19 protein-coding genes and 1 tRNA gene are annotated in these 20439 nt (G+C 61.5%); 16 read left to right on the plus strand and 4 right to left on the minus strand.

Annotated elements, in window-relative coordinates:
* The first annotated feature begins 3 nt into the window (after nt 1-3).
* From AACR93_RS08010 to AACR93_RS08075, 14 genes are all read left to right on the plus strand, one after another.
* Nucleotides 4-819: a T3SS regulon anti-activator ExsD domain-containing protein gene (locus AACR93_RS08010; RefSeq protein ID WP_043850415.1), complete on the plus strand. Its 816-nt coding sequence runs from the start codon at nt 4-6 to the stop codon at nt 817-819.
* A gap of 15 nt (nt 820-834) precedes the next feature.
* A complete protein-coding gene (locus AACR93_RS08015) occupies nt 835-1260 on the plus strand; it encodes a YscB family type III secretion system chaperone (RefSeq protein WP_043850416.1) in 426 nt (141 codons plus the stop codon).
* Nucleotides 1233-3086, plus strand: coding sequence for a type III secretion system outer membrane ring subunit SctC (gene sctC / locus AACR93_RS08020; protein ID WP_197077942.1), 1854 nt, complete (start codon nt 1233-1235; stop codon nt 3084-3086). The genes AACR93_RS08015 and sctC overlap by 28 nt, the downstream gene beginning before the upstream one ends.
* Nucleotides 3083-4384 (plus strand): type III secretion system inner membrane ring subunit SctD, encoded by a 1302-nt coding sequence (gene sctD / locus AACR93_RS08025; protein WP_043850435.1) that lies wholly within the window; start codon nt 3083-3085, stop codon nt 4382-4384. The genes sctC and sctD overlap by 4 nt, the downstream gene beginning before the upstream one ends.
* A complete protein-coding gene (locus AACR93_RS08030) occupies nt 4347-4550 on the plus strand; it encodes an EscE/YscE/SsaE family type III secretion system needle protein co-chaperone (RefSeq protein WP_043850418.1) in 204 nt (67 codons plus the stop codon). Before sctD ends, AACR93_RS08030 begins: the two co-directional genes overlap by 38 nt.
* A gap of 3 nt (nt 4551-4553) precedes the next feature.
* Nucleotides 4554-4802 carry a type III secretion system needle filament subunit SctF gene (sctF, locus tag AACR93_RS08035; protein WP_042031485.1) on the plus strand — a complete coding sequence of 83 codons (249 nt, stop codon included), beginning with the start codon at nt 4554-4556 and terminating at the stop codon, nt 4800-4802.
* A 2-nt stretch (nt 4803-4804) separates the two neighbouring features.
* On the plus strand, nt 4805-5155 hold the full coding sequence (locus AACR93_RS08040; protein WP_043850419.1) for a YscG family type III secretion system chaperone: 351 nt from the start codon (nt 4805-4807) through the stop codon (nt 5153-5155).
* Entirely contained in the window at nt 5152-5703 is a 552-nt protein-coding gene (locus AACR93_RS08045) for a YopR family T3SS polymerization control protein (protein WP_043850420.1), read from the plus strand. The genes AACR93_RS08040 and AACR93_RS08045 overlap by 4 nt, the downstream gene beginning before the upstream one ends.
* A complete protein-coding gene (gene sctI / locus AACR93_RS08050) occupies nt 5703-6041 on the plus strand; it encodes a type III secretion system inner rod subunit SctI (protein ID WP_033113156.1) in 339 nt (112 codons plus the stop codon). Before AACR93_RS08045 ends, sctI begins: the two co-directional genes overlap by 1 nt.
* A 6-nt stretch (nt 6042-6047) precedes the next feature.
* On the plus strand, nt 6048-6785 hold the full coding sequence (gene sctJ / locus AACR93_RS08055; protein WP_197077943.1) for a type III secretion system inner membrane ring lipoprotein SctJ: 738 nt from the start codon (nt 6048-6050) through the stop codon (nt 6783-6785).
* Nucleotides 6785-7411 (plus strand): SctK family type III secretion system sorting platform protein, encoded by a 627-nt coding sequence (locus tag AACR93_RS08060; protein ID WP_043850422.1) that lies wholly within the window; start codon nt 6785-6787, stop codon nt 7409-7411. The genes sctJ and AACR93_RS08060 overlap by 1 nt, the downstream gene beginning before the upstream one ends.
* Complete coding sequence (locus AACR93_RS08065; RefSeq protein ID WP_043850423.1) at nt 7390-8028, plus strand: HrpE/YscL family type III secretion apparatus protein; 639 nt, start codon at nt 7390-7392, stop codon at nt 8026-8028. The genes AACR93_RS08060 and AACR93_RS08065 overlap by 22 nt, the downstream gene beginning before the upstream one ends.
* 95 nt (nt 8029-8123) lie before the next feature.
* Nucleotides 8124-10133 carry a patatin-like phospholipase family protein gene (locus tag AACR93_RS08070; RefSeq protein ID WP_082044076.1) on the plus strand — a complete coding sequence of 670 codons (2010 nt, stop codon included), beginning with the start codon at nt 8124-8126 and terminating at the stop codon, nt 10131-10133.
* Nucleotides 10134-10135: 2 nt separating this feature from the next.
* Complete coding sequence (locus tag AACR93_RS08075; RefSeq protein WP_033113152.1) at nt 10136-10534, plus strand: hypothetical protein; 399 nt, start codon at nt 10136-10138, stop codon at nt 10532-10534.
* Nucleotides 10535-10675: 141 nt separating this feature from the next.
* Here the strand turns inward: AACR93_RS08075 and ruvC are convergent, their stop codons facing one another.
* The 3 genes from ruvC to AACR93_RS08090 all read right to left on the minus strand — a co-directional run bounded on the left by ruvC (nt 10676) and on the right by AACR93_RS08090 (nt 14369).
* A complete protein-coding gene (ruvC, locus tag AACR93_RS08080) occupies nt 10676-11197 on the minus strand; it encodes a crossover junction endodeoxyribonuclease RuvC (protein ID WP_043850424.1) in 522 nt (173 codons plus the stop codon).
* Nucleotides 11198-11342: 145 nt separating this feature from the next.
* Nucleotides 11343-13667 carry an acyl-CoA dehydrogenase gene (locus AACR93_RS08085; protein ID WP_043850425.1) on the minus strand — a complete coding sequence of 775 codons (2325 nt, stop codon included), beginning with the start codon at nt 13665-13667 and terminating at the stop codon, nt 11343-11345.
* A gap of 48 nt (nt 13668-13715) precedes the next feature.
* Nucleotides 13716-14369: a TetR/AcrR family transcriptional regulator gene (locus tag AACR93_RS08090; RefSeq protein ID WP_005334507.1), complete on the minus strand. Its 654-nt coding sequence runs from the start codon at nt 14367-14369 to the stop codon at nt 13716-13718.
* A 473-nt stretch (nt 14370-14842) separates the two neighbouring features.
* Here AACR93_RS08090 and AACR93_RS08095 point away from each other — a divergent pair, with 473 nt between their 5' ends.
* Both AACR93_RS08095 and AACR93_RS08100 read left to right on the plus strand, forming a co-directional pair.
* Nucleotides 14843-15583: a phosphatase gene (locus AACR93_RS08095; protein ID WP_042031479.1), complete on the plus strand. Its 741-nt coding sequence runs from the start codon at nt 14843-14845 to the stop codon at nt 15581-15583.
* An 89-nt stretch (nt 15584-15672) separates the two neighbouring features.
* Nucleotides 15673-15748 (plus strand) — tRNA-Thr (locus AACR93_RS08100).
* Nucleotides 15749-15905: 157 nt separating this feature from the next.
* Here the strand turns inward: AACR93_RS08100 and fdhF are convergent.
* Entirely contained in the window at nt 15906-20117 is a 4212-nt protein-coding gene (gene fdhF / locus AACR93_RS08105; RefSeq protein ID WP_231556908.1) for a formate dehydrogenase subunit alpha, read from the minus strand.
* Nucleotides 20118-20439 lie beyond the last annotated feature (322 nt).

Genomic DNA, 20439 nt, shown 5'->3' on the forward strand with positions numbered 1-20439 from the left:
AGCATGAGTCAGCAAGATCACACATCACCCAATCAGGGCCTCTTTGCAGGTCGCCGGGTTGCCGTTGTCCAACCAGAGAGCCTCAACCTGGCCCAGCTGGTGGGACGACAGTCCGTGCTCCGTTATCAGGACGCCGGCGTGATCAGCTCCCAGCAGATGGCGTTGCTGCAGCGTCTGCTGCCAAGAACCCGTCTGGAGCGCCTGCTCGGGTCCATCTGGTTTCAGCGCCGTCTCGATATTGCGCTGGCCGTCTCCCGTGATGAGCTGCAACAGCTGCTGCGCCTTGCTGGCAGTGAGCGTGATGACTGGTTGCAGCAACTGGGGGATAGCATCAATCTGGCCGATCCGCAGCGGCTGTGGCACTGGGTGCTTTATCCCCTTCACCGCTGGTGGGTACAACGTCTGGAGCCGCTGTATGGCGCCTGGCTCAATGAGCTTGATCAACTGCAGTTGATGCGCCGTCAGCTCCATGCCCAGTCTATCTTCTGGCAAACCGTGGTCGATGTACCGTCCGGCCTCGAGCGCCGGATTGCTGAACAGCTCGCCAGCGTGAGCGAACGCGAGCAGGAGCTGGCGCAGTTGCAGGTGCAGTGTGAAGCGCGGTTGCAACAGGCCTGGCCGGCCTGGTACGCAGAGCAGGGGCAGCAGGTCCCCTTTGAGCGGCTGCTGCCGGTACCGCTTGAGCTTGGCACCTGCTGGCAAGCCCTGCAGGCACTGCCCGACGATGCCGCTGCTGGTGACACACTGCATGAGTGGCTGACGGGCCGGGGCATCGCCCTCGCTCAGGATCACTTCTACTGGCAGCCTCCCGCGCCTTAGATAGCCCGAGGAACTATGCAAACGCTACTGAATCGATTGGCCGCAAAACTTGGCCAAGGGCCTTTTGTTGCCGACGCACAGGGTAGATACCATCTGCGACTCGATGGTTATCCCCTCTTTTTGACCCCCGGAGCGAGCGAGTTGCTGCTCAGCACCCCTCTCACCTCAACCCGTCACGGTGAGGGGGAGAGCCATGATCCGGCCCTGCTCAAGCGCCTGTTGCAACAGGTGGTGGCCTGGGGGCGTCACACCCCGCATGCCCTGGTGCTGGATGAGCTGGGCAACCTGCAGCTGGAAGCCCGGTTGGCGCTGGAGTGGCTCGACGAAGCACAACTGGAGCTCAGGATTAGCCAGCACATCACCCTGCTGGAGCGGCTGGAGCCCCAGCTGACCGAGGCCGTGCTGGCCCCGCAATGGAGACAGATGATATGGCACCCTTGAGCGTGCAAAGAGTGATCCGCCCACTCTGCTGGCTGGTGCTGGTCTGTATGGCCTGGCAGCGTCCGCTGATAGCGCAGGAGCTCGACTGGGTGCCCATGCCCTACAGCTATGTGGCGGAGGGGGAGAGCCTGCGGGATGTGCTGGTCAACTTCGGGGCCAACTATGAGGTCTCCGTGGTCGTCAGCGACAAGGTCAACGATCAGGTCAACGGCCAGTTCGAGCACGACGAGCCGCTCGCCTTCCTGCAGCAGCTTGCCTCTCTCTACAACCTGGTCTGGTACTACGACGGCAACGTGCTCTACGTCTTCAAGAACAGCGAAGTGCAGTCTCGCCTCATCAATCTGGAACAGACCGGTGCCGCCGAGCTGAAACAGGCGCTGCAGCGTGCCGGTATCTGGGAACCCCGCTTTGGCTGGCGCCCCGATGCCGATAACCGGCTGGTCTATGTCTCGGGCCCGCCGCGCTATCTCGAACTCATCGAGCAGACGGCGGTGGCACTGGAGCAGCAGTCCCAACTGCGCAGCGAGAAGACCGGGCCGCTCGCCATCGAGATCTTCCCGCTCAAATATGCCTCAGCCACCGATCGCTCCATCCAGTATCGCGACACCAGCGTGGATGCCCCCGGCGTGGCAACCATCCTCTCCCGACTGCTCTCCGATGCGGGTGTGCAGATGGTGAACGGCGAGGGGAGCAAGGGGGGGCAAGTTGCCTCCGGTCAGGCCATCGTACAGGCCGACCCCTCTCTCAACGCCGTGATTGTGCGCGATGCGCCGGAGCGGATGGCGATGTACGGCAAGTTGATTGCGGCGCTAGACAAACCGGCGGCCCGCATCGAAGTGGCTCTCTCCATTATCGACATCAATGCCGAGGATCTCTCCCAGCTCGGGGTGGACTGGCGTGTGGGGATCCGCACCGGATCCAACCAGCAGGTGATCATCAAGACCACCGGCGATCGCAAGGGCATTGAAGGGGGCGCCGCCCTCGGCAGTCTGGTGGATTCCAAAGGACTCGACTATCTGCTGGCCCGGGTCAATCTGCTGGAGAACGAGGGCAATGCCCAGGTGGTCTCCCGTCCGACCCTGCTGACTCAGGAGAATACCCAGGCGGTGATCGACCACAGCGAAACCTACTACGTCAAGATCAGTGGGGAGCGAGTGGCAGAACTGAAAGACATTACTTACGGCACCATGTTGCGGATGACGCCACGGGTGATCCAGATGGGCGACAAGCCCGAGATCAGCCTGAGCCTCCATATCGAGGATGGCAATCAGAAGCCAAACAGCTCCGGCATCGACGGCATCCCGACCATCAGCCGTACCGTGGTGGACACCATAGCCCGGGTCGGCCACGGCCAGAGCCTGCTGATCGGTGGTATCTACCGCGACGAGATGAGTGAAAACCTGAGCAAGGTGCCTTTCCTCGGCGACATCCCCTATCTGGGAGCCCTGTTTCGCAGCAAGGAGACCCAGACCCGTCGTTCCGTGCGGCTCTTTATCATTGAGCCTCGTCTGATCGATGACGGTATCGCCCACTATCTGGCGCTGGGCAATGGCCAGGATCTGCGCGCCGGAGTGCTGGGTGTCGACGAGATTTCCAACCAGAGTCTCTCCCTTGGCAAGGTGCTGGGCGGCGCCCAGTGCCAGCCGCTGGCAGCGGCGCGGGATGTGCAGAAACTGCTGCGTCAGGGGGGCAAGAGCTCCGCCCTTACCCAGTGCCGGATGGGCAATGAGCTGGGCTGGCGTCTGGTCGAGATGGCGAAGGATCAAAAATGCACCCCGGCGGCCAGCTGGTGCATGCAGGCGACTCCGGCCGGAGCTGGTCGATGAGCTGGAAGTGCCGCGTTTATCGCGGGCTTAACCGCGGGGTAGAGGTAGCCCTGCCGGAAGGGCGTCTGGTCATCGGCTCCGATCCGCTGCTGGCCGATCTGGTGCTGGTGGACGAGGGGATGGCTGCCGAGCATCTGGTGCTGCTGGTGTCGGCCGAAGGGATCAACCTGCAGGGGTGGGCTGAGGGTATCACGCCAACTCAGGATGGCGCGGCACTGGAGGCTGGCGCCCAGCTGATGGCCGGTACTCGGCTGGAGGCTGGCCCCCTGCTCTGGAGTTTTTGCGACAGCAGCCGATTGCTGCCCGAACAGCTGGAGGCGTTGCCTGCCATGGCGGCACCGGCGCGACCTCGGCGGCGTGCCGGCAGTGCCGAGTGGTGGCTGGTTGGCCTCTGCCTGTCGCTGGTCATGGCGGTGGTCGTGATGCTTGGCCACGGCTGGTGGCAGGGGAGCAGCGAGAGCGATACCGCTCGCAATGAGCAGGAGCTCAAGCGCTTTCTGACCGCGCCAGCCTATCGCCAGGTGGTGCTCAACAGCAGTGACCCCGAACTTTGGCTGCTCTCTGGTTATGTGGATGAGAACGGCAACCGCCTCGCCCTGCAGCAGTATCTCGATGGCAAGGGGCTCAGCTATCGCCTTGACCTGCGCACCATGGAGGATCTGCGTCAGGGCGCCGGTTTCATCCTGCAAAAACTCGGTCACGAGCAGTTGCAGATCCGCAATGGCAAGGAGCCAGGCTGGCTGCGCTTGAGCGGAGCCATCAGTGTGCAGGATGAACGCTGGAACAGCATTGAATCCCTGCTCAAGCAGGAGGTGCCGGGGCTACTCGGCATCGAAAACCGGGTGCAGGTAGCCGGTGCCCACCGCAAGCGACTCGATGCCATGTTGCAGGAGCAGGGACTGGCCGGTTTGCTGCGGGTGAGTGAATCGCGCGACCGGATCGAGCTGTCAGGTCAGCTGGATGAGGCGAGGCTGGCGCAATTTCAGCAATTGCAACTGCAGTTTCGCCGCGAGTTCGGCTCTCACCCCATGCTGGAGCTGATCAACCAGAGCCGAACTCCCCGTCAGGATGAGCTGGAGTTCGAGGTGCGCAGTGTCTCCCTCGGTCGGGTGCCCTACGTCACCCTGGCGGACAACCGCCGCTACCCGGTCGGAGGGGCGACAGCCAACGGAGTTCGCATCCTCTCTATCCAGCGCGATGCGGTGGTGGTGAGCAAGGGCAAGCAGCAATACATCGTCAGATTGAAAGGGGGCGAAAGCCATGATGACCAGTTTGGAAACGCGACTGTCCGGCGCTGATCCCGCCTTCGCCCGCACGCTGCAGGAGCAGCTGGTGCAGGCGCTGGGGGAGGTCAAGCGCCAGCTGATGCGCGGGGGATCTCCGCAGCAGTACCGGCAGTGGCAACAGGAAGCGGACGCCATCGAGGCGGGCATGCAGATACTTGAGCAGATCAAAGGAGCATAAGATATGGCAGAACCCATTTTTAACCCGGGGAATACCCTGGATAACGTCGCCGAGGCGCTGAAGAAGCAGGCGAACGATGCCAACAATGACGTAAAAGCTGCGATTGACGCACTTAAAGATAATCCCGATGACCCCGCCAGGCTGGCCGAGCTGCAGCACAAAATCAACAAGTGGTCGGTGATCTACAACATCAACTCTACCGTGACCCGCAGCATGAAAGATTTGATGCAGGGCATCTTGCAGAAGGTGTGACGATGGATCGCCAACTGAAACGGCAACTGGCCGAACTGGCGGTGGCCGGCACCGGTCATCATTGTCACTCGCAGGCCGCCGCTATCGCCGACTGGCTCGCAAGCGATCCGCAGATGAGCGAGTGTGTCACCCTGATCCGCCTCTCCTCCCTGATGAACCGGGGAGATTACGAGGGGGCTCTGGCGCTGGGCAAAGGGTGCGATACCCCCGAACTGGAACCCTGGCTCGCCCTGTGCGAATGGCGGCTGACGCGGCTGGATGCACTGCAGAGCCGGTTGGCCCTGCTTGAGCAGAGCGAGCTCTCCTCCTTGCAGCAGTTTGCCGCCGGCATGCGCGAACAGATTGCCTCATGAAGGTCGATGGTAACGAGCAGGGCATCCGTCCGCTGGCAGTAACGCCGCCTGGCTTGCCCCCGCCTGCAGCGGCAGAGCGGCAACATTTTGAGCGGCTGCTGGCCAAAGAGGAGAGCAGTGCCCTGCTGACGCGCTGGAAAGAGGGGACTCCACTGGAAGCGCTGCTGGAGGGACACTCTCCCGCCACCCGGCGCGAGCTGCTCTGGCAGGTCTATCAGCAGGATGAGAAAACGGCCGGGGTCGCCGACCTGCTCTTCAAGCCGGTTGCGAGCAAGCTGATTGAGCGCTTTGGCGAGCGCCAGCTGCCAGTGGTGGCGGCCATCGACTTGCCAGAGCTGCGTACCCTGATGCGGGAGTTTGACCCGCTCTCGTCGCGGCGGGAGACGGTGCTGCTCAAGGTGATGGCAGAGCTGCGGGGGCAGGGGGCATTGTCCGGTAACGACTATCTGGCCGAGCTGGCCCGACGCGAACTGATGACCCTGATCCCGCACAACGGCATGGTCAACAATCTGGTGCGTCACGCACACAAACTGGATCTGGAGGAGTGATGGAGATAGCACAAAGTGCGCAGGCCGTGGTGACCAGCCTGGATGAGCTGAAAGCGGCGGATGTTCCCGGTGCCCAGATCGCTACCTTCGAGCAGGCGATGGGCGGCAGCGCTCAGGGGATCGGCGGTACATTGCTTGGCGAAATCGGCGAGATCAAGCAGCAGTTTGTCGAGGCCAAGCAGAGCCTGCAGGCCGAACTGGCAACGCCGGGTGATGACCCCAACAGTTTGATGCAGATGCAGTGGTCACTGATGCGGATCACCATGCAGGAGGAGCTCATTGCCAAGACAGTGGGCAAGATGAGCCAGAACGTAGAAACCCTGTTGAAGACCCAGTGAGGTAGTGTGAAGAGATCGATGCTGATGGGGGTGCTGTGCACCTCCCTGCTGCTCAGTGGCTGCAAGGTGGAGCTCTATACCGGGGTGAACCAGAAAGAGGGCAACGAGATGCTGGCGCTGCTGCGCACCGAGGGGATCTCCTCGGACAAGCAGCCTGACAAGGATGGCAACATCAAGCTGCTGGTCGAGGAGTCCGATGTGGCGCAGGCGGTTGAACTGCTCAAGCGCAAGGGGTATCCGCGCGAGAGCTTCTCCACCCTGCAGGATGTCTTTCCCAAGGATGGCCTCATCTCCTCGCCCACCGAGGAGCGGGCTCGTCTCAACTACGCCAAGGCCCAGGAGATCTCCCACACCCTCTCGGAGATCGACGGCGTGCTGGTAGCCCGCGTCCATGTGGTGTTGCCCGAAGGGAACGAGGGGATCAGCAAGAAGCCATCGCCCGCCTCGGCTTCGGTCTTTATCAAGCATGCGGCGGATATCCAGCTCGACACCTACATCCCGCAGATCAAGCAGCTGGTCAACAACAGCATTGAAGGGCTTGCCTACGACCGGATCAGCGTGGTGCTGGTACCCTCGGCCGATGTACGCCAGAGCCCCCTGATGCCGCGCAATACCACCCTCTTCTCCATCGAGGTGAGTGAAGGATCCAGATGGCGGCTGGGTGGACTGATCGCGCTCCTGCTGGCGCTGGTGGTGACCACCAACCTGGCCCAATTCATATGGCACCGGCGTCGGAGTCGTTGATGGCGGTCGGCCTTACCCCCTATCAACTGCGCTTTTGTCCGGCCAGCTACCTGCACGAGGAGCACTTCCCCGCCTCGTGGCGCTGGCTGCAGGCGAGCGTGCCCGAGTGGCGCACTCTGCCTGCCTGCAATCAGGCCCTGCTCGACGAGCTGGCACTGGCTATCGACTACGAACTGCCCGCGCAGCTTGGAGGGCTGGCGCTCTTTCCGGCCGAGGCGCTGGCGCTCGTGCTGCGCCAGCTTGGCGCCGTGCTCCATGGCGAGGCGATCCGCCACTGCCTGCAAGCGCCTGTGCTGCGCCAAATAATCGCGGTGTTGGGGGAGGAGGGGCACAGATCGCTGCTCGCCCGCCTCGACCTCTTGATTGGCCCCTGGCCTGCCGGCTGGCAGCAACCGCTGCCCGCCACGCTCGATAGCGCCTCGCTGGAGGCGGCAGGCTTGGGATTCTGGCTGGCTGCGGCGGGGACCGCTCATCCCGCCTGGGCCCGTCGCCTTGCGCTACGTTTGCCGGTATCACCCCTGCGCCCAGGCTGGTCACTGGCTGATGCCGAGCTGCCACTCGCTCGCGCACTCTGTCTCAAAATTGCCAAACAGGTAACGCCACAATGCTGCCATTTGTTGAAATAAAGAGTGAACACCTGCAACTGGCTCCCGGTCAGCGGATCCTGCGCAGTCACGACTATCAGGCCTATCTGAGTGCTCAGGCGCTGGTCGATGCCGCCCGGGCACAGGCTGCCGATATCGTCGAGGAGGCGCGTGCCGTTTATGAGGAGCAGAAGCAGCTCGGTTGGCAGGCCGGCATCGAGGAGGCTAGCCTCGAGCAGGCTGTGCTGGTGCACCAGACCCAGCTGCAGTGCCAGCAATACTACCGCACGGTGGAACAACAGATGAGCGAGGTGGTGCTGCAGGCGGTGCGCAAGATCCTGCACGATTACGATCAGGTGGCGCTCACCCTCAAGGTGGTGCGCGAGGCGCTCTCGCTGGTGAGCAACCAGAAGCAGGTGACGGTGCGGGTCAATCCCGAGCAGGTGCAGGCGGTACGCGATCAGATTGCCCGGGTACACAAGGATTTCCCCGAGATCGGGTATCTCGAGATCTCTGCAGATGCCCGCCTCGATCAGGGAGGCTGCATCCTCGAAACCGAGGTGGGGATCATCGATGCCAGCCTCGATGGCCAGCTCGACGCGCTCTCGCGGGCGATGGCGGTGACACTGGAGCGCGCCGATGTTCACGAGAGAAAATAAATCCCCCCATTGACAAAATCGCGGCTTCTGTTGCCAAACGACCATGGGTTGCATCCCTAGAATGGGGACAATTCCATCGTAACAGGAGAAGCGCCATGCAGATTCAGCAAGCCCCCAGTCTTTCACCATCGACCCACACGCCTGCTGTCGAGCCGCAACCTGGCCGACCGCAGGAGAGTGCCCCCAGCCTTGTCGCGACTCTGGGTGGCGTATCCGGCCCCCGGCTGGAGAGTGTGAGCCATGCCCCGTTGGCGGCTTCTGCCAAGCGCGATGTGATCTGTGAGGGCTGCGGCCCGCGTCAGGTGACCATTACCCGCCAGCAGGATGGCTCGGCATCCGTTACTCTGGCCCGGCCGCCCATCACCAGCCTGGTGCTCAGCGGTGGCGGCGCCAAAGGGGCTGCCTATCCGGGCGCCATCCAGGCACTGGAGGCGCAGGGGAAGCTGGAGGGGATCCGCACACTCTCTGGCTCCTCGGCCGGCGCCATTACCGCCGCACTGCTTGCTGCCGGTATGAACGCGAGCGAGTTCAAGGCGCTCTCTGACGAGATGGACTTCATCAGCCTGCTTGATTCGCCGGTTAAAAAGATCAGCCTGGCCCAGCACATGAGTGGCGAAGCGGGCAAAGCGATCGCCAGCGTGCTCGAAAAACTCAAGCTGGGTAAACTTGGCAGCTTCGTACAGCTGTTGAGCAACATCTTCCCGCGTCTGCAGTCGGATGCCGTCCCGCTCGAAAGGATACTCAAGCAGGAGTCACGCAGTTCGGTTCTGGCGCAGTTGAAGTCTCACCCCGAGCTGGCAGCCAGACCCGACGTCGCAGCCATTCGTCAGCGCCTCGAACAGGGGGGCGGTGTGACCTTCGGCGATCTGGCTCTGCTTGGTCGCCACATCCCGGCCATCAAGGAGTTGAACATCACGGGGACTGGCATGTTTGATGGTCGTCCCCAGATGATCCTGTTTAACGCCGGCCTGACGCCAGACATGGAGATTGCCCGCGCCGCGCACATATCGGGCTCATTCCCGGTGGTGTTCAGTCGCCCGGAGGAGCAGCATCAACCTTTCTTGGCGCAGGGGGAGAAGCTGTCATTGCAAGATGGTGGCGTCATGCTCAACGTCCCGGTGCCTGAACTTATCCATCCCGAGGCCCGGGGCGCCACCATCGCCGAGCACGAGAACCTGATCCTCAAGTTTGAAGAAGAGGGCGGGAAACCGGCCGATCGCGGTACTCGCAAGGGGGCGATTGCAGACTGGGTAGTTGGGGCTCCCGTCGGTGCACGCTCGGCGTTGCAAACCAGAGGGCTTGACGGGTTGACCGATCAAGTGGTGACCGTACCGCTCAAATCAGAGCGCGGTGATTTCAGCGGCACGTTAAGTGGCACCCTCAACTTCACCATGAGCGATGCGGACAAGCAGCATCTGCAGGAGAGGCTGGCCGATGTGGTTGGGCAGCATCTGGAAGGACGGGAGAGCAGCCGCAAGGATTATCAGTTCCAGGATCTGGAGTCGGCGCTGCTGGCGCTCCCGGATCGGGACTTTGCCGCGGTGGCCGAAGAGCGCACCCCGGATGTCCAGACCACGGCCCTTTTTCGTCAGGAAGTTCAGGAGCAACTCTCTGTGCTGGTTGCATCTGTGCTGGAGCAGGATCCCTCGGCGCGACTCGATCTCTCTGGCTCGCTGACGCAGGCTCTGGAGCAGCTCGGCACACTCGCAGACTCGCCGGCCCGGCAGCAGTGGCTTGCCGCGCAGCTCAATCAGGCAGACAACCCTGCGCTGGCCAGGTTGCTCGATACACCGAGCCCGGCAGGGCGTTTCGCCGCGCTGGATCTGGGCAAGGAAGAGGCCAGCCGTCGTCAGGTGGCAACGGTCGCGAACAACATCATTCATGAGGTGATCTACCCCTCCCTGTTCCGTCCCGGTCAGCCGGACAGCAATGTGGCGCTCCTGCGTAAAACCGAGCACGCACTTGTCGGCGCTACCACGTCGGTCGAGGTCAATGAGGCCCTGCGGGAGCTGGCTGATAACTATGGGGCCCGCAATAAACCGTGGAGCAAGCCTCTCTCCTCTACCACCGTGACTCAGGCTCGCTCCTGGATGATGAAGGAGTAAATATGCTGATTGATTGGTTGGGTTCACTGGGATTGGCTCTACCCGCCGCGGGCGAGAGCAGGGTGATCAGGTTTGAGGATGCGCCAGAGCTATGGTTCGAGAAGATCGACGGACAATATGTGCTGGCACTGCCGCTCGCCCCGCTTCCCACCAGAATGCTCTCCGGCGTCATGTTGCTGCTGTTGCAGGTCAACAGCCCACTCTCTACCTTGCAACCGGCCAGACTGACGGTGGATGGTCGAGGGCATTTGCTGTTGTGGTGCACCCTGGATGAGCATGCGGATCCAGAAGTATGCCAAGCTGCCTGCGACAAGCTGCATGCCGGTTACCACGAACTGCTGCCTTTATTGCAAGCTCAGGAGGAGAGTATTCCGGTACGCTCGGGTAGCTTGTTCGTCTAGCCAAACGCAGAGTGCCAAGCCGAGCTATTTCGTCTTTAGCTACGTCCCGGCTTGCTGATGGGCCAAACAAAACCGCCCCGGATATCCGGGGCGGTTTTTTTATTTGGCGATCCCGAGGTGAGCGGGGCGGGTGAACAAGGTTTAGCGATAGCGGCCACGTACCGAGCTGCTGGCGCGCCCTGCCATCTTGATCAGACTTTGGCGGGTGTGCAGGTGGCAGAGCGCCACACCGAGGGCATCCGCCGCATCCGCCTGCGGGGTGGCGGATAGTTTCAGCAGATGGGTCACCATATGCTGCACCTGCTCCTTGCTGGCGCCACCGGTACCGACCACCGCCTGCTTGATCTGGGTGGCAGAGTATTCGCTCACCGGCAGATAGGCGTTGACCGCCGCGACGATGGCGCTGCCACGGGCCTGCCCCAGTTTCAGGGCCGAGTCGGCGTTGCGGGCCATAAAGACCCGTTCGATGGCAAATTCGGTGGGTTTGAACTGGGTGATGATCTCGCATACCCCGTCATAGACCTGCTTGAGGCGCTCGGGCAGCTCGCCGCAATCGGTGCGGATACAGCCCGACCCCAGATATTCGGCCTTGCCGCCGACGACCCGGATAACCCCGTAACCGGTGATCCGCGATCCCGGGTCTATGCCCAAAATAATGCTCATGGGTTGTGCTTGCTCTAAACGCAAATGATGGCCGCAAGATAGCAAACTCCGGCCTGCTTGGCTGTACGCAGGATGTGCGAACGGTCAGTGCGTGGCTATTGCCATAAAAAAAGGCCCCGAAAGGGGCCTTTTTGATTATCGCTTGTCAGGCGGCGTGATGGATGGGGCTGGACTGCGCCATTCCCTCCAGCTCGCCTGGGGCGAAGTTGTCTACCTGAATCGCTTCGTAGCGCAGGGCATCGGCGGCCAGCAGCTTGTCTGCCTCATCCTTGCTCAGCACCGATTTGGCCAGCGCAGCTTCCACCAGTTCAGGCAGCGCCAGTTTGCGGGGCAGTTTGCCCTCTTTCTGGGCCTGCACCAGTTTCTTCTCGTAGGGCTGCACTGCGACCATGGCCTGGAAGGCACGCTCCATCAGGCCGACCGGATCCGCCTCGTCCTTACCCACGTAGCAGAGTGCGGTCAGACGGTCGCGGAACTCACCCGGCTTCATCATGGCCAGACAGATGGCGTGGCAGCGATCGTCGGCCGGCATCTTGTAACCGACGCCGAACGGGAACACCACGCGTTTGAGCACGGCACCCACCACCTTGTTCGGGAAGTTCTGGAAGAAGCCCTCGAACGCCTTACCAATCAGGTAGAGGTTGCGCTCCACCGCGTACTGCACGAACGGCAGATCGGAGACCATACGGCCCTGATCCTCGTAATGCTTGAGGGTTGCGGAGGCCAGATAGAGGTGGCTCAGCACATCACCCAGACGGGCGGAGATCATCTCCTTGCGCTTGAGATCGCCACCCAGCATCAGCATGGAGACGTCGGCGCACAGGGCCAGCCCTTTACTCATGCGGGAGAGCTGTTTGTAGTAGCGAGCGGTTTCACCGGCTACCGGCGCGCTGTTGAATTGACCCAGAGTCAGCCCCTGGAACAGGGAACCGAAGAAGTTGCCGGCGCCAAAGGCGATGTGTTTCATCAGCAGGGCGTCAAACTTCTCAAGACCGCGCTCCACGTCGGTATCAGCGGCCGCTTCCAGCTCGGCAAAGACATACGGGTGGCAGCGGGTAGCCCCTTGCCCGAAGATCATCAGGTTGCGGGTCAGGATGTTGGCCCCTTCCACCGTGATGGCGACCGGAATCCCCATGTAGGCGTAGCCGGTGTAGTTTTTCGGGCCCAGCTGGATGGCACGACCGGCGTGGATGTCCATGGAGTCATCCATGATCTGGCGCGCCATCTCGGTCATGTGGTACTTGGAAATCGCGGTGACGATGGCCGGTGCCTGCCCCAAGTCCAGCGAACCTGCAGTCATGCGACGGGCTCCTTCCAGCTGATAGGTGAGGCCACCGATGCGGGCCAGCGCCTCTTGCACTCCTTCAAACTTGCCGATGGACATGCCGAACTGCTTGCGCACGTAGGAGTAGGCGCCCACGGTGCGGCTCGCCATGTGACCGCAAGCGGTGCCCAGAGCAGGCAGCGAGATGCCGCGACCGGCGGAGAGGCACTCCACCAGCATGCGCCAGCCACGGCCGGCGTAATCCGGGCCGCCGATGATCCAGTCGAGCGGAATGAACACATCCTTGCCGAAGGTCGGGCCGTTCAGGAACGCCAGACCCATGGGGTAGTGGCGATCGCCGACGCGCACGCCGGGGTGGCTGGTGGGGATAAGCGCGCAGGTGATGCCGAGCTCTTCCTTGTCACCCAGCAGTTTTTCCGGGTCATAGAGTTTGAACGCCAGTCCCAGCACGGTGGCGCGCGGCGCCAGGGTGATGTAGCGCTTGTTCCAGTTGAGGCGAATACCCAGCACCTCTTCACCCTTGTGCATCCCTTTGCAGACGATTCCCTTGTCAGGAATGGCACCTGCATCGGAGCCCGCTTCCGGCCCGGTCAGGGCGAAGCAGGGCACCTCTTTGCCATTGGCCAGCCCCGGCAGCCAGAAATCTTTCTGGGCCTGGGTGCCGTAGTGCATCAGCAGCTCGCCCGGGCCAAGGGAGTTCGGCACCATGACGGTAACCGCCACGCTCAGGCTCTTGGTGGCAATGCGGGTGACGATGGTGGAGTTGGCGATCGCCGAGAATTCGCGGCCGCCGTAGGATTTCGGGATGATCAGGGAGAAGAAGCCTTCCTTCTTCAGATAGTCCCAGACCGGTTCTGGCAGGTCTTTGGTTTCGTTGACGATCTTGAAGTCATCAACCATGGCGAGCAGGGTTTCGACCTGATTGTCGATAAAGGCCTGCTCCTCTGCGGTCAGCTCGGCCTTGCCGTAGCCGTGCAGTTTTTTCCAGTCGGGATTGCCGCGAAACAACTCGCCATCCCACCAGACGGAGCCGGCTTCCATGGCCTCCCGCTCGGTGGCCGACAAGGGCGGCAATATCTTCTTGAAGATGCCGAACACAGGACGGGTTACCCACTGTTTGCGCAGTGAGGGGACGCCGAGCACAACGGCAATCGCCAGCACCAGCAGGATAAGCAATGTGATCATACCGAAGTTCCTTCTATTTCACTGTTTCCGTTGATTTATTGTTGGTTGTTACACGGCCAGGGAGAGCCTGGTCGACTCCACTGGTGCCCCGACTCCGGACGCCAGATAAGGAATAACGTTGCGCACCAGCCCTTCCACATCGAGCTGCTGGCCAAAGTCGGCCAGGGCGATGTCGCGCAGCGCATCGGCAGAGGCCATGGTGAATACGACGGTGCCCAGCGTGAAGTGCAGGCGCCAGAAGAGATCCGCCGGCGAGAGGGCCGGGTTGGCCTTGGAGATCGCCTGGGTGATCCGCTGCAAAATGGGGCCATAGTGGGCAGTGATAAAGCGGCGCAGGTGGCCCTGGCTGTCGATATAGCCGCGCCCCAGCAACTGCATGAAGATGGCCGGGCCGTTGGCCCGCACGGCCGAGAGCTTCATCAGCGGCTCGACAAAACTTTCAAAGAGTTGCAGCAGGGTCAGCTGCTCCTGCTCCATCAGCACCCGCAGGCGGGCATCCAGATCGGGCATGAACAGGCTCAGATAGCGGTCGAGCACCGCCTGGATCAGCTCCTTCTTGGAGCCGAAGTGATAGTTCACGGAAGCCAGATTGACATCGGCCTCGCTGGTGATCAGACGCAAAGAGGTATCGGCGAATCCCCGCTCGGCAAACAGCACTTCAGCGGCGTCGAGAATACGGTTTTTGGTATCGATTTTACTCACTGGACACCTCACTTAAACGAATGTTTAAAAAGTACGTTTCATAACGCGAGGTGTCAAGAGATTGTGAACGGGTGTTAGCAGAATGTTTTTTGTGAAAAAGCACAAAAAGGTCGGAACTAACTCCACAGCGCGAGACTCTATATCTATGCCACTGCAATTAAACATTAAGTCTCGCCCAACCTGCTTCTTGCTAGTTGGGCATTTTTTTGCCCGGTGGACGGTGGCAGAGGGTAACAAACAGGCAAAAAAAACCGCCGCGGGGAGCGACGGTGGGGAAAGTGAGTTTGCATCATCCTGACGGCAAACTGTCGATGCGAGTTCAGGCATGTATCGACGGGAGCCAGTATGCCAGTCAGTCCGGCTCAGACTATGTCAGTTCCTCGGTATTTTGTGACAAAGTGTGGCAAGTGCCGGCGTGGCCCAATTCCCCCTACTTTGTTATGCTGCCCCTTCAAAATATGAGGGGAGAGAAGATGAAGTACCCGGTCGATACCCACACTCACACCATTGCCAGCACCCACGCCTACAGCACCATCCACGACTATCTGCCCATCGCCAGAGCCAAGGGGATCAAGCTGTTCGCCACCACGGATCATGGCCCCGAGATGGCCGATGCCCCTCATGTCTGGCATTTTGCCAACTTGCCGATATTGCCAAGAGTGGTGGACGGGGTGGGGATCCTGCGGGGTATCGAGGCCAACATCAAAAACCTCGACGGGGAGATCGATTTCCCAGAGCGCTATGAGTCGCGTCTCGATATGATCATGGCGGGTTTTCATGAGCAGGTATTCCCTCCCTGCGACCAAGCAACCCACACCCAGGCGATGATCAACGCCATCAAGAGCGGCCGGGTCGATATGATCAGCCACCCGGGCAACCCCTCATTTCCCATCGACATTCAGGCGGTGGTCAAGGCGGCTGCGGACTATCGGGTGGCGCTGGAGATCAACAACTCCTCCTTCATTCACTCGCGCCCGGGGAGCGAAGGCAACTGCCGCGCCATCGTTGAAGCCGCGCGAGATCTGGGAGCCTATCTCACTTTCGGCTCCGATTCCCATGTCGCTTTCAGCCTCGGCGATTTTGACCATTGCCACCGTCTGGTGACCGAAGCGGGCTTTCCGCTGGAGCGGATCCTGGTGCGCTCCCCCCGAGCCCTGCTCGATTTCCTCGAGAGTCGCGGTCGGGCCCATATTCCCGAGTTTACCGATCTGTAAATCGGGCGCTAACACCATGAGCCAACTCATAAAATTGAGTTGGCTCGATTGACACGCCAGCCATTTTTCATGAATCTGACTGGCAACAAGCCGGTATAGCTCAGTTGGTAGAGCAGCGCATTCGTAATGCGAAGGTCAGGAGTTCGATTCCCCTTATCGGCACCATATAAAACAAAGGGTTAGCTTCTCAGCGAAGCTAACCCTTTGTGCATTTTGGTTGGTAGCCCCTTCTCATACCCCTCTTTTGTTATCGCAATACCAAGGAGGAAGGCCTGTGGGCCAACTCTCCCGGCAGGCGGCTACTCAGGTTTTGCTACTCCCCTCAGGCAACCTCAATGTCTGGCTTGGCTGGCTCCTTCTGCATGGATAGCTCTCCAGCTTGCGACGGGGATTCCAGCTTGTCGATGCGCACCGCCGCCACCTTGAACTCGGGGATCTTGGCGTGGGGATCGGTGGCATTGATGGTGAGCCGGTTGGCCGGTGCTTCGGCAAAGTGGAACGGGATAAAGACCACTCCTGGCTGCATCCGTTTGGTGACGAAGGCGGGCAGCTCGATATGGCCGCGGCGGCTGGTGACCTTCACCCGCTCGCTGTTGCTGATCCCCAACCGCTGGGCGTCCGCCACGCTCATCATCACCCGAGGGCCAGCCAGCTTGTCGAGCCCCCTGGTCTTGCGGGTCATGGTGCCGGTGTGGAACTGCTCCAGCAGGCGGCCGGTAGTGAGCACGATGGGATAGGTCTCGTCGGGCAGTTCGGCGGCATAGCGGAACGGGGTCGCGACCATCTCCCCCTTGCCACGGGTGAACTGCTTGCCGTGGAGCAGGCGAGTGCCTTCGGGCGCCACATCGTTGCAAGGCCACTGCAGCCCTTGCGCTCCCACCTTGTCCCACTGGATGCCGGCGTATTGCGGGGTAACCAGGCAGATCTCGGCGGTGATCTCCTGCGGGTTTTGATAGCGCCAGTTGCCACCCATGGCGTTGGCGATCTGCTGGATGATCCACCAATCCTCCCGTGCTTCACCCGGCGCCTTGAGGGCGGGGGAGATGCGCTGCACCCGCCGCTCGGTGTTGGTGAAGTGGCCGCTCTTCTCGGCAAAGGAGCAGGAGGGGAGCACCACATCGGCCAGCTGGGCAGTTTCGGAGAGGAAGATATCCTGCACCACCAGAAACTCCAGCTGCTTGAGCCCTTCGATGACGTGATGTTGATCCGGATCGCTCAACACCGGGTTTTCACCCATCACATAGAGCCCCTTGATGCTGCCCGCACAGGCGGCATCTATGGTCTCGGTGAGGGTAAGGCCCGGTGTGCGCGGCAACTCTGGCTGCTGCCAGGCGGCCGCGAAGCGGGCATGCACCTCGGGGTTGGCCACCTTCTGATAGCCGGGCAGGCAGTTGGGCAGCGCCCCCATGTCACAGGCCCCCTGCACGTTGGACTGGCCCCGCAGCGGGTTGATGCCGCCCCCTTCGATGCCGATGTTGCCGCACAGCAGTTGCAGGTTGGCGATGGCCCGCACGTTGTCGTGCCCGGTGGTGTGCTGGGTGATCCCCATGGAGTAGTAGATGGCAGTGCGTTCGGCGGTGCCGATGAGGCGGGCGAGCTCGATCACCTGCTCGGCCGGCACGCCGGTGACAAGGGCTACCTTGTCCGGCGTATAGGCGGGGGAGAGCACCTCTGCTTGCAATTCCTCGAACCCTTCCACCCGCGCGGCGATATAGGCCTTGTCGTGCCACTCGTTCTTTATGATCTGCTGCATGAGGCCGTTGAGCAGCATCACGTCGGTGCCGGGGCGGTGGGCCAGATAGAGGCTGGCGTGGTCGGCCATCTCGATCCGCTTCGGATCGGCCACTACCAGCCGCGCCTTGCCCGTGGTGACGGCTCGCTTGATATGGGAGCCGATGATGGGGTGGGCGGCCGAGGTGTCGGAGCCGATGATGAAGATGAGATCCGAGTGGTCGATGCTCGGGATGTCGTTGGTCATGGCGCCACTGCCTAGCGACGCCTCCAGCCCGGTAACGGTGGAGGCGTGGCAGAGCCGCGCGCAGTGATCCACGTTGTTGGTACCAAGCTCCCGGCGCATGAACTTCTGGAACAGGTAGTTCTCTTCGTTGGTGGTTTTGGCCGACGAGAAACCTGCCAGCGCATCGCTGCCATAGCGCTGGCGCAGGGCGGTGAAGCGTTCTGCAACCAACTCAATGGCATCTTGCCAGCTGGCGGGCACCAGCTCGCCATCCTTGCGGATGAGCGGGGTGGTGAGGCGCTCCTCGCTCTGGATAAAGTCAAAGCCGAAGCGCCCCTTGACGCAGAGCAGCCCCTGATTGACCGGCGAGTTGCGATTCCCCTCCACATAGCGGATGCGGTTGTTCGCCTCATCGACATAGAGGGTGACACCACAGCCGACCCCGCAGTAAGTACAGATGGTATTGACCGGCGTGAGCAGCTCGGTGCGCCCCTGCGACTTGTCGCGGGCATCCACCAGGGCGCCGGTGGGGCAGACCTGTACACAGGCGCCGCACTGCACGCAGTGGGAGTCGCCCATCGAGAGTCCCGTGTCGAACTGCGGCCGGTTCGAGAGGGAGCCATCGTTGTTTTTGGCAAAGCGCAGCACCCCTTGTACCGCCTGTTCGCCACAGGTCTGCACGCACTGGCCACAGCCGATGCAGCGGTTGGCATCGAACACGATAAATTCGCTGCTGTTATCCACTGCAAACTTCTGGCACTGGCTGGTATCGAGAGCGCTCTGATCGACCTTGTATTCGGTGGCGTAGTCGCGCAGCGCACAATTGGTGTTGGCCTGACAGCCGCACTCGAGGCAGCGGCTGGCTTCGCTGCGGGCATCGGCATCACTCAAACCACGCTCCACCTCGGCAAAGCTGCCCTCGCGATCCTGCTCTGCCAGATGGGGCATGATGGTGCGGGCGACTTTTTTCAGGTGAGCAAACTGGGCGGGATCAACCTGTTTGAGTGTGGGAGCCTTGCAGGCGTTGAAGGGGCGAACCGGATCGATCATGTCACCATGGAGGAACTGATCGATGGCCAGAGCGGCCTTGCGGCCATCGGCAACCGCTTCGATGGCGGTGGCGGGCCCGCGGCGCAGATCGCCGATGGCGAACAGGTTGCCGTGGCCGCTGTGCATGGTGTCGGGGTGGGACTCCAGCGTCTGCCAGCGGGTGAAGGGGAGGGTGAGGGGTTCTCCTTCCATAAAGCTGAGATCCGGCTGCTGCGACACCGCCGCAATCACGGTATCGAACTCTTCAATGAGGTACTCGCCAGTAGGCTCCGGGCGGCGGCGACCGGAGGCGTCTGGCTCGCCGAGGGCCATCTTCTCGAGGCGCACCTGACAGACGCGACCACGGTTGTCCGGCAGATTCTCCACCGGATTGGTCAGCATCATGAAGCGAACCCCTTCGTGCTCCGCCTCGTCAATCTCATATGCCTCGGCGGGCATCTCGGCACGGGTGCGGCGGTAGATAAGGGTGGTGTCAGCCCCCAGCCTGACCGCCGTGCGGGCGCAGTCGATAGCGGTATTGCCGCCGCCGATCACCGCAACTTTCTTGCCGGTGGTGAGCCGCTTGGCCAGCATCCGATCCTTGAGGTAATCGACCCCGAGATAACAGCCGGCCAGCGTGCTGCCCGGGTAATCCATCGGCACCGCCTTGGAAGCGCCAACCGCCAGACAGACCGCATCATAGTCGCGGCACAGCGCCGAGAGGGTGATCTGGTGGCCCAGTCGTTGCCTGGTGTGGATCCGCATGCCGCTTTGGCACATCAGGTCGATCTCCTGATCGAGGATCGCCTTGGGCAGCCGGTATTCGGGGATGCCGTAGCGCAGCCAGCCACCCGCTTCGGGCATCGCCTCGAACAGGTCGACCTCGAACCCCTCGTAACCCAGATAGTAACCGCAGGTGAGGCCGCCCGGGCCGCTGCCGATAATGGCCACCCGCTTGCCCTTGGCGGGCTTCTTTGCCGGTTGATAGGGGGCAACCTCGGCCAGATCGAGATCGGCGGCATGGCGCTTGAGCTGGCGGATGGCCAGCGGCTCATCCACCAGCGCGCGGCGGCACTCCGCCTCGCAGAATGCGGGGCAGACCCGTCCAATGGAGAGGGGCATCGGCAGGGTCTGTTTGATGACGGCCATCGCTGCCTCGTGCTCCCCCATGGCGATGTGGTGCAGATAGGATTGAATGTCCACTCCGGCCGGACAGGCGCGCTGGCAGGGGGCTTCGCAATCGGCGTAGTGATCTGCGAGGATGCGGCCGAGCGCCTGCTGACGGTGCGCGCGCAGGGCATCGCTTTGGGTCGTGACCATCATCCCTGCCTTGGGGCGCGTCTCGCAGGCGCACCGGATGCCGAGCCCGGCAATCTCGACCACGCAGAGATCGCACGGCGTTTTGGGAGCGCTGGTGTTGTCACTGCACAGGGAGGGGATATCGATCTGGTGCTGTTTTGCTATCTGGAGCAGGGTTCTGGTCGGGTCAACCGTCAACTGAGCCCCATCGAGGGTGATGGTGATCATGGCGTCATAACTCGCTTTCAAGGCGCAGAAAATGCTGCATCTGGCGGAGCCAGCAGGGAAGCGACAGAGAGGATCGCTTGGTATCTCCTCACCATACCAAAGATGATATGCAACTTTATTTGATTTAACTCAGGTTCTCTGTCTAAAAAGAAAACGATTTCACTGGTGGCGCACTCTGTGGAACGATAACCCGGTGCTGGCTACCTATATCTAGTTAAAACATGGTGTTGTATTGATGTTTATGGCTCTTCAAGCAGCTTTAAACTGTATTTTTGATGGTGCTTATCCGTGGTGAAATGGTGAAGTACACCATAAAGCGTGCAACTTTTGTTTCGGTTTGTGG

The sequence above is a fragment of the Aeromonas sp. L_1B5_3 genome (genome assembly GCF_963866575.1).
Lineage (GTDB): Bacteria > Pseudomonadota > Gammaproteobacteria > Enterobacterales > Aeromonadaceae > Aeromonas > Aeromonas jandaei.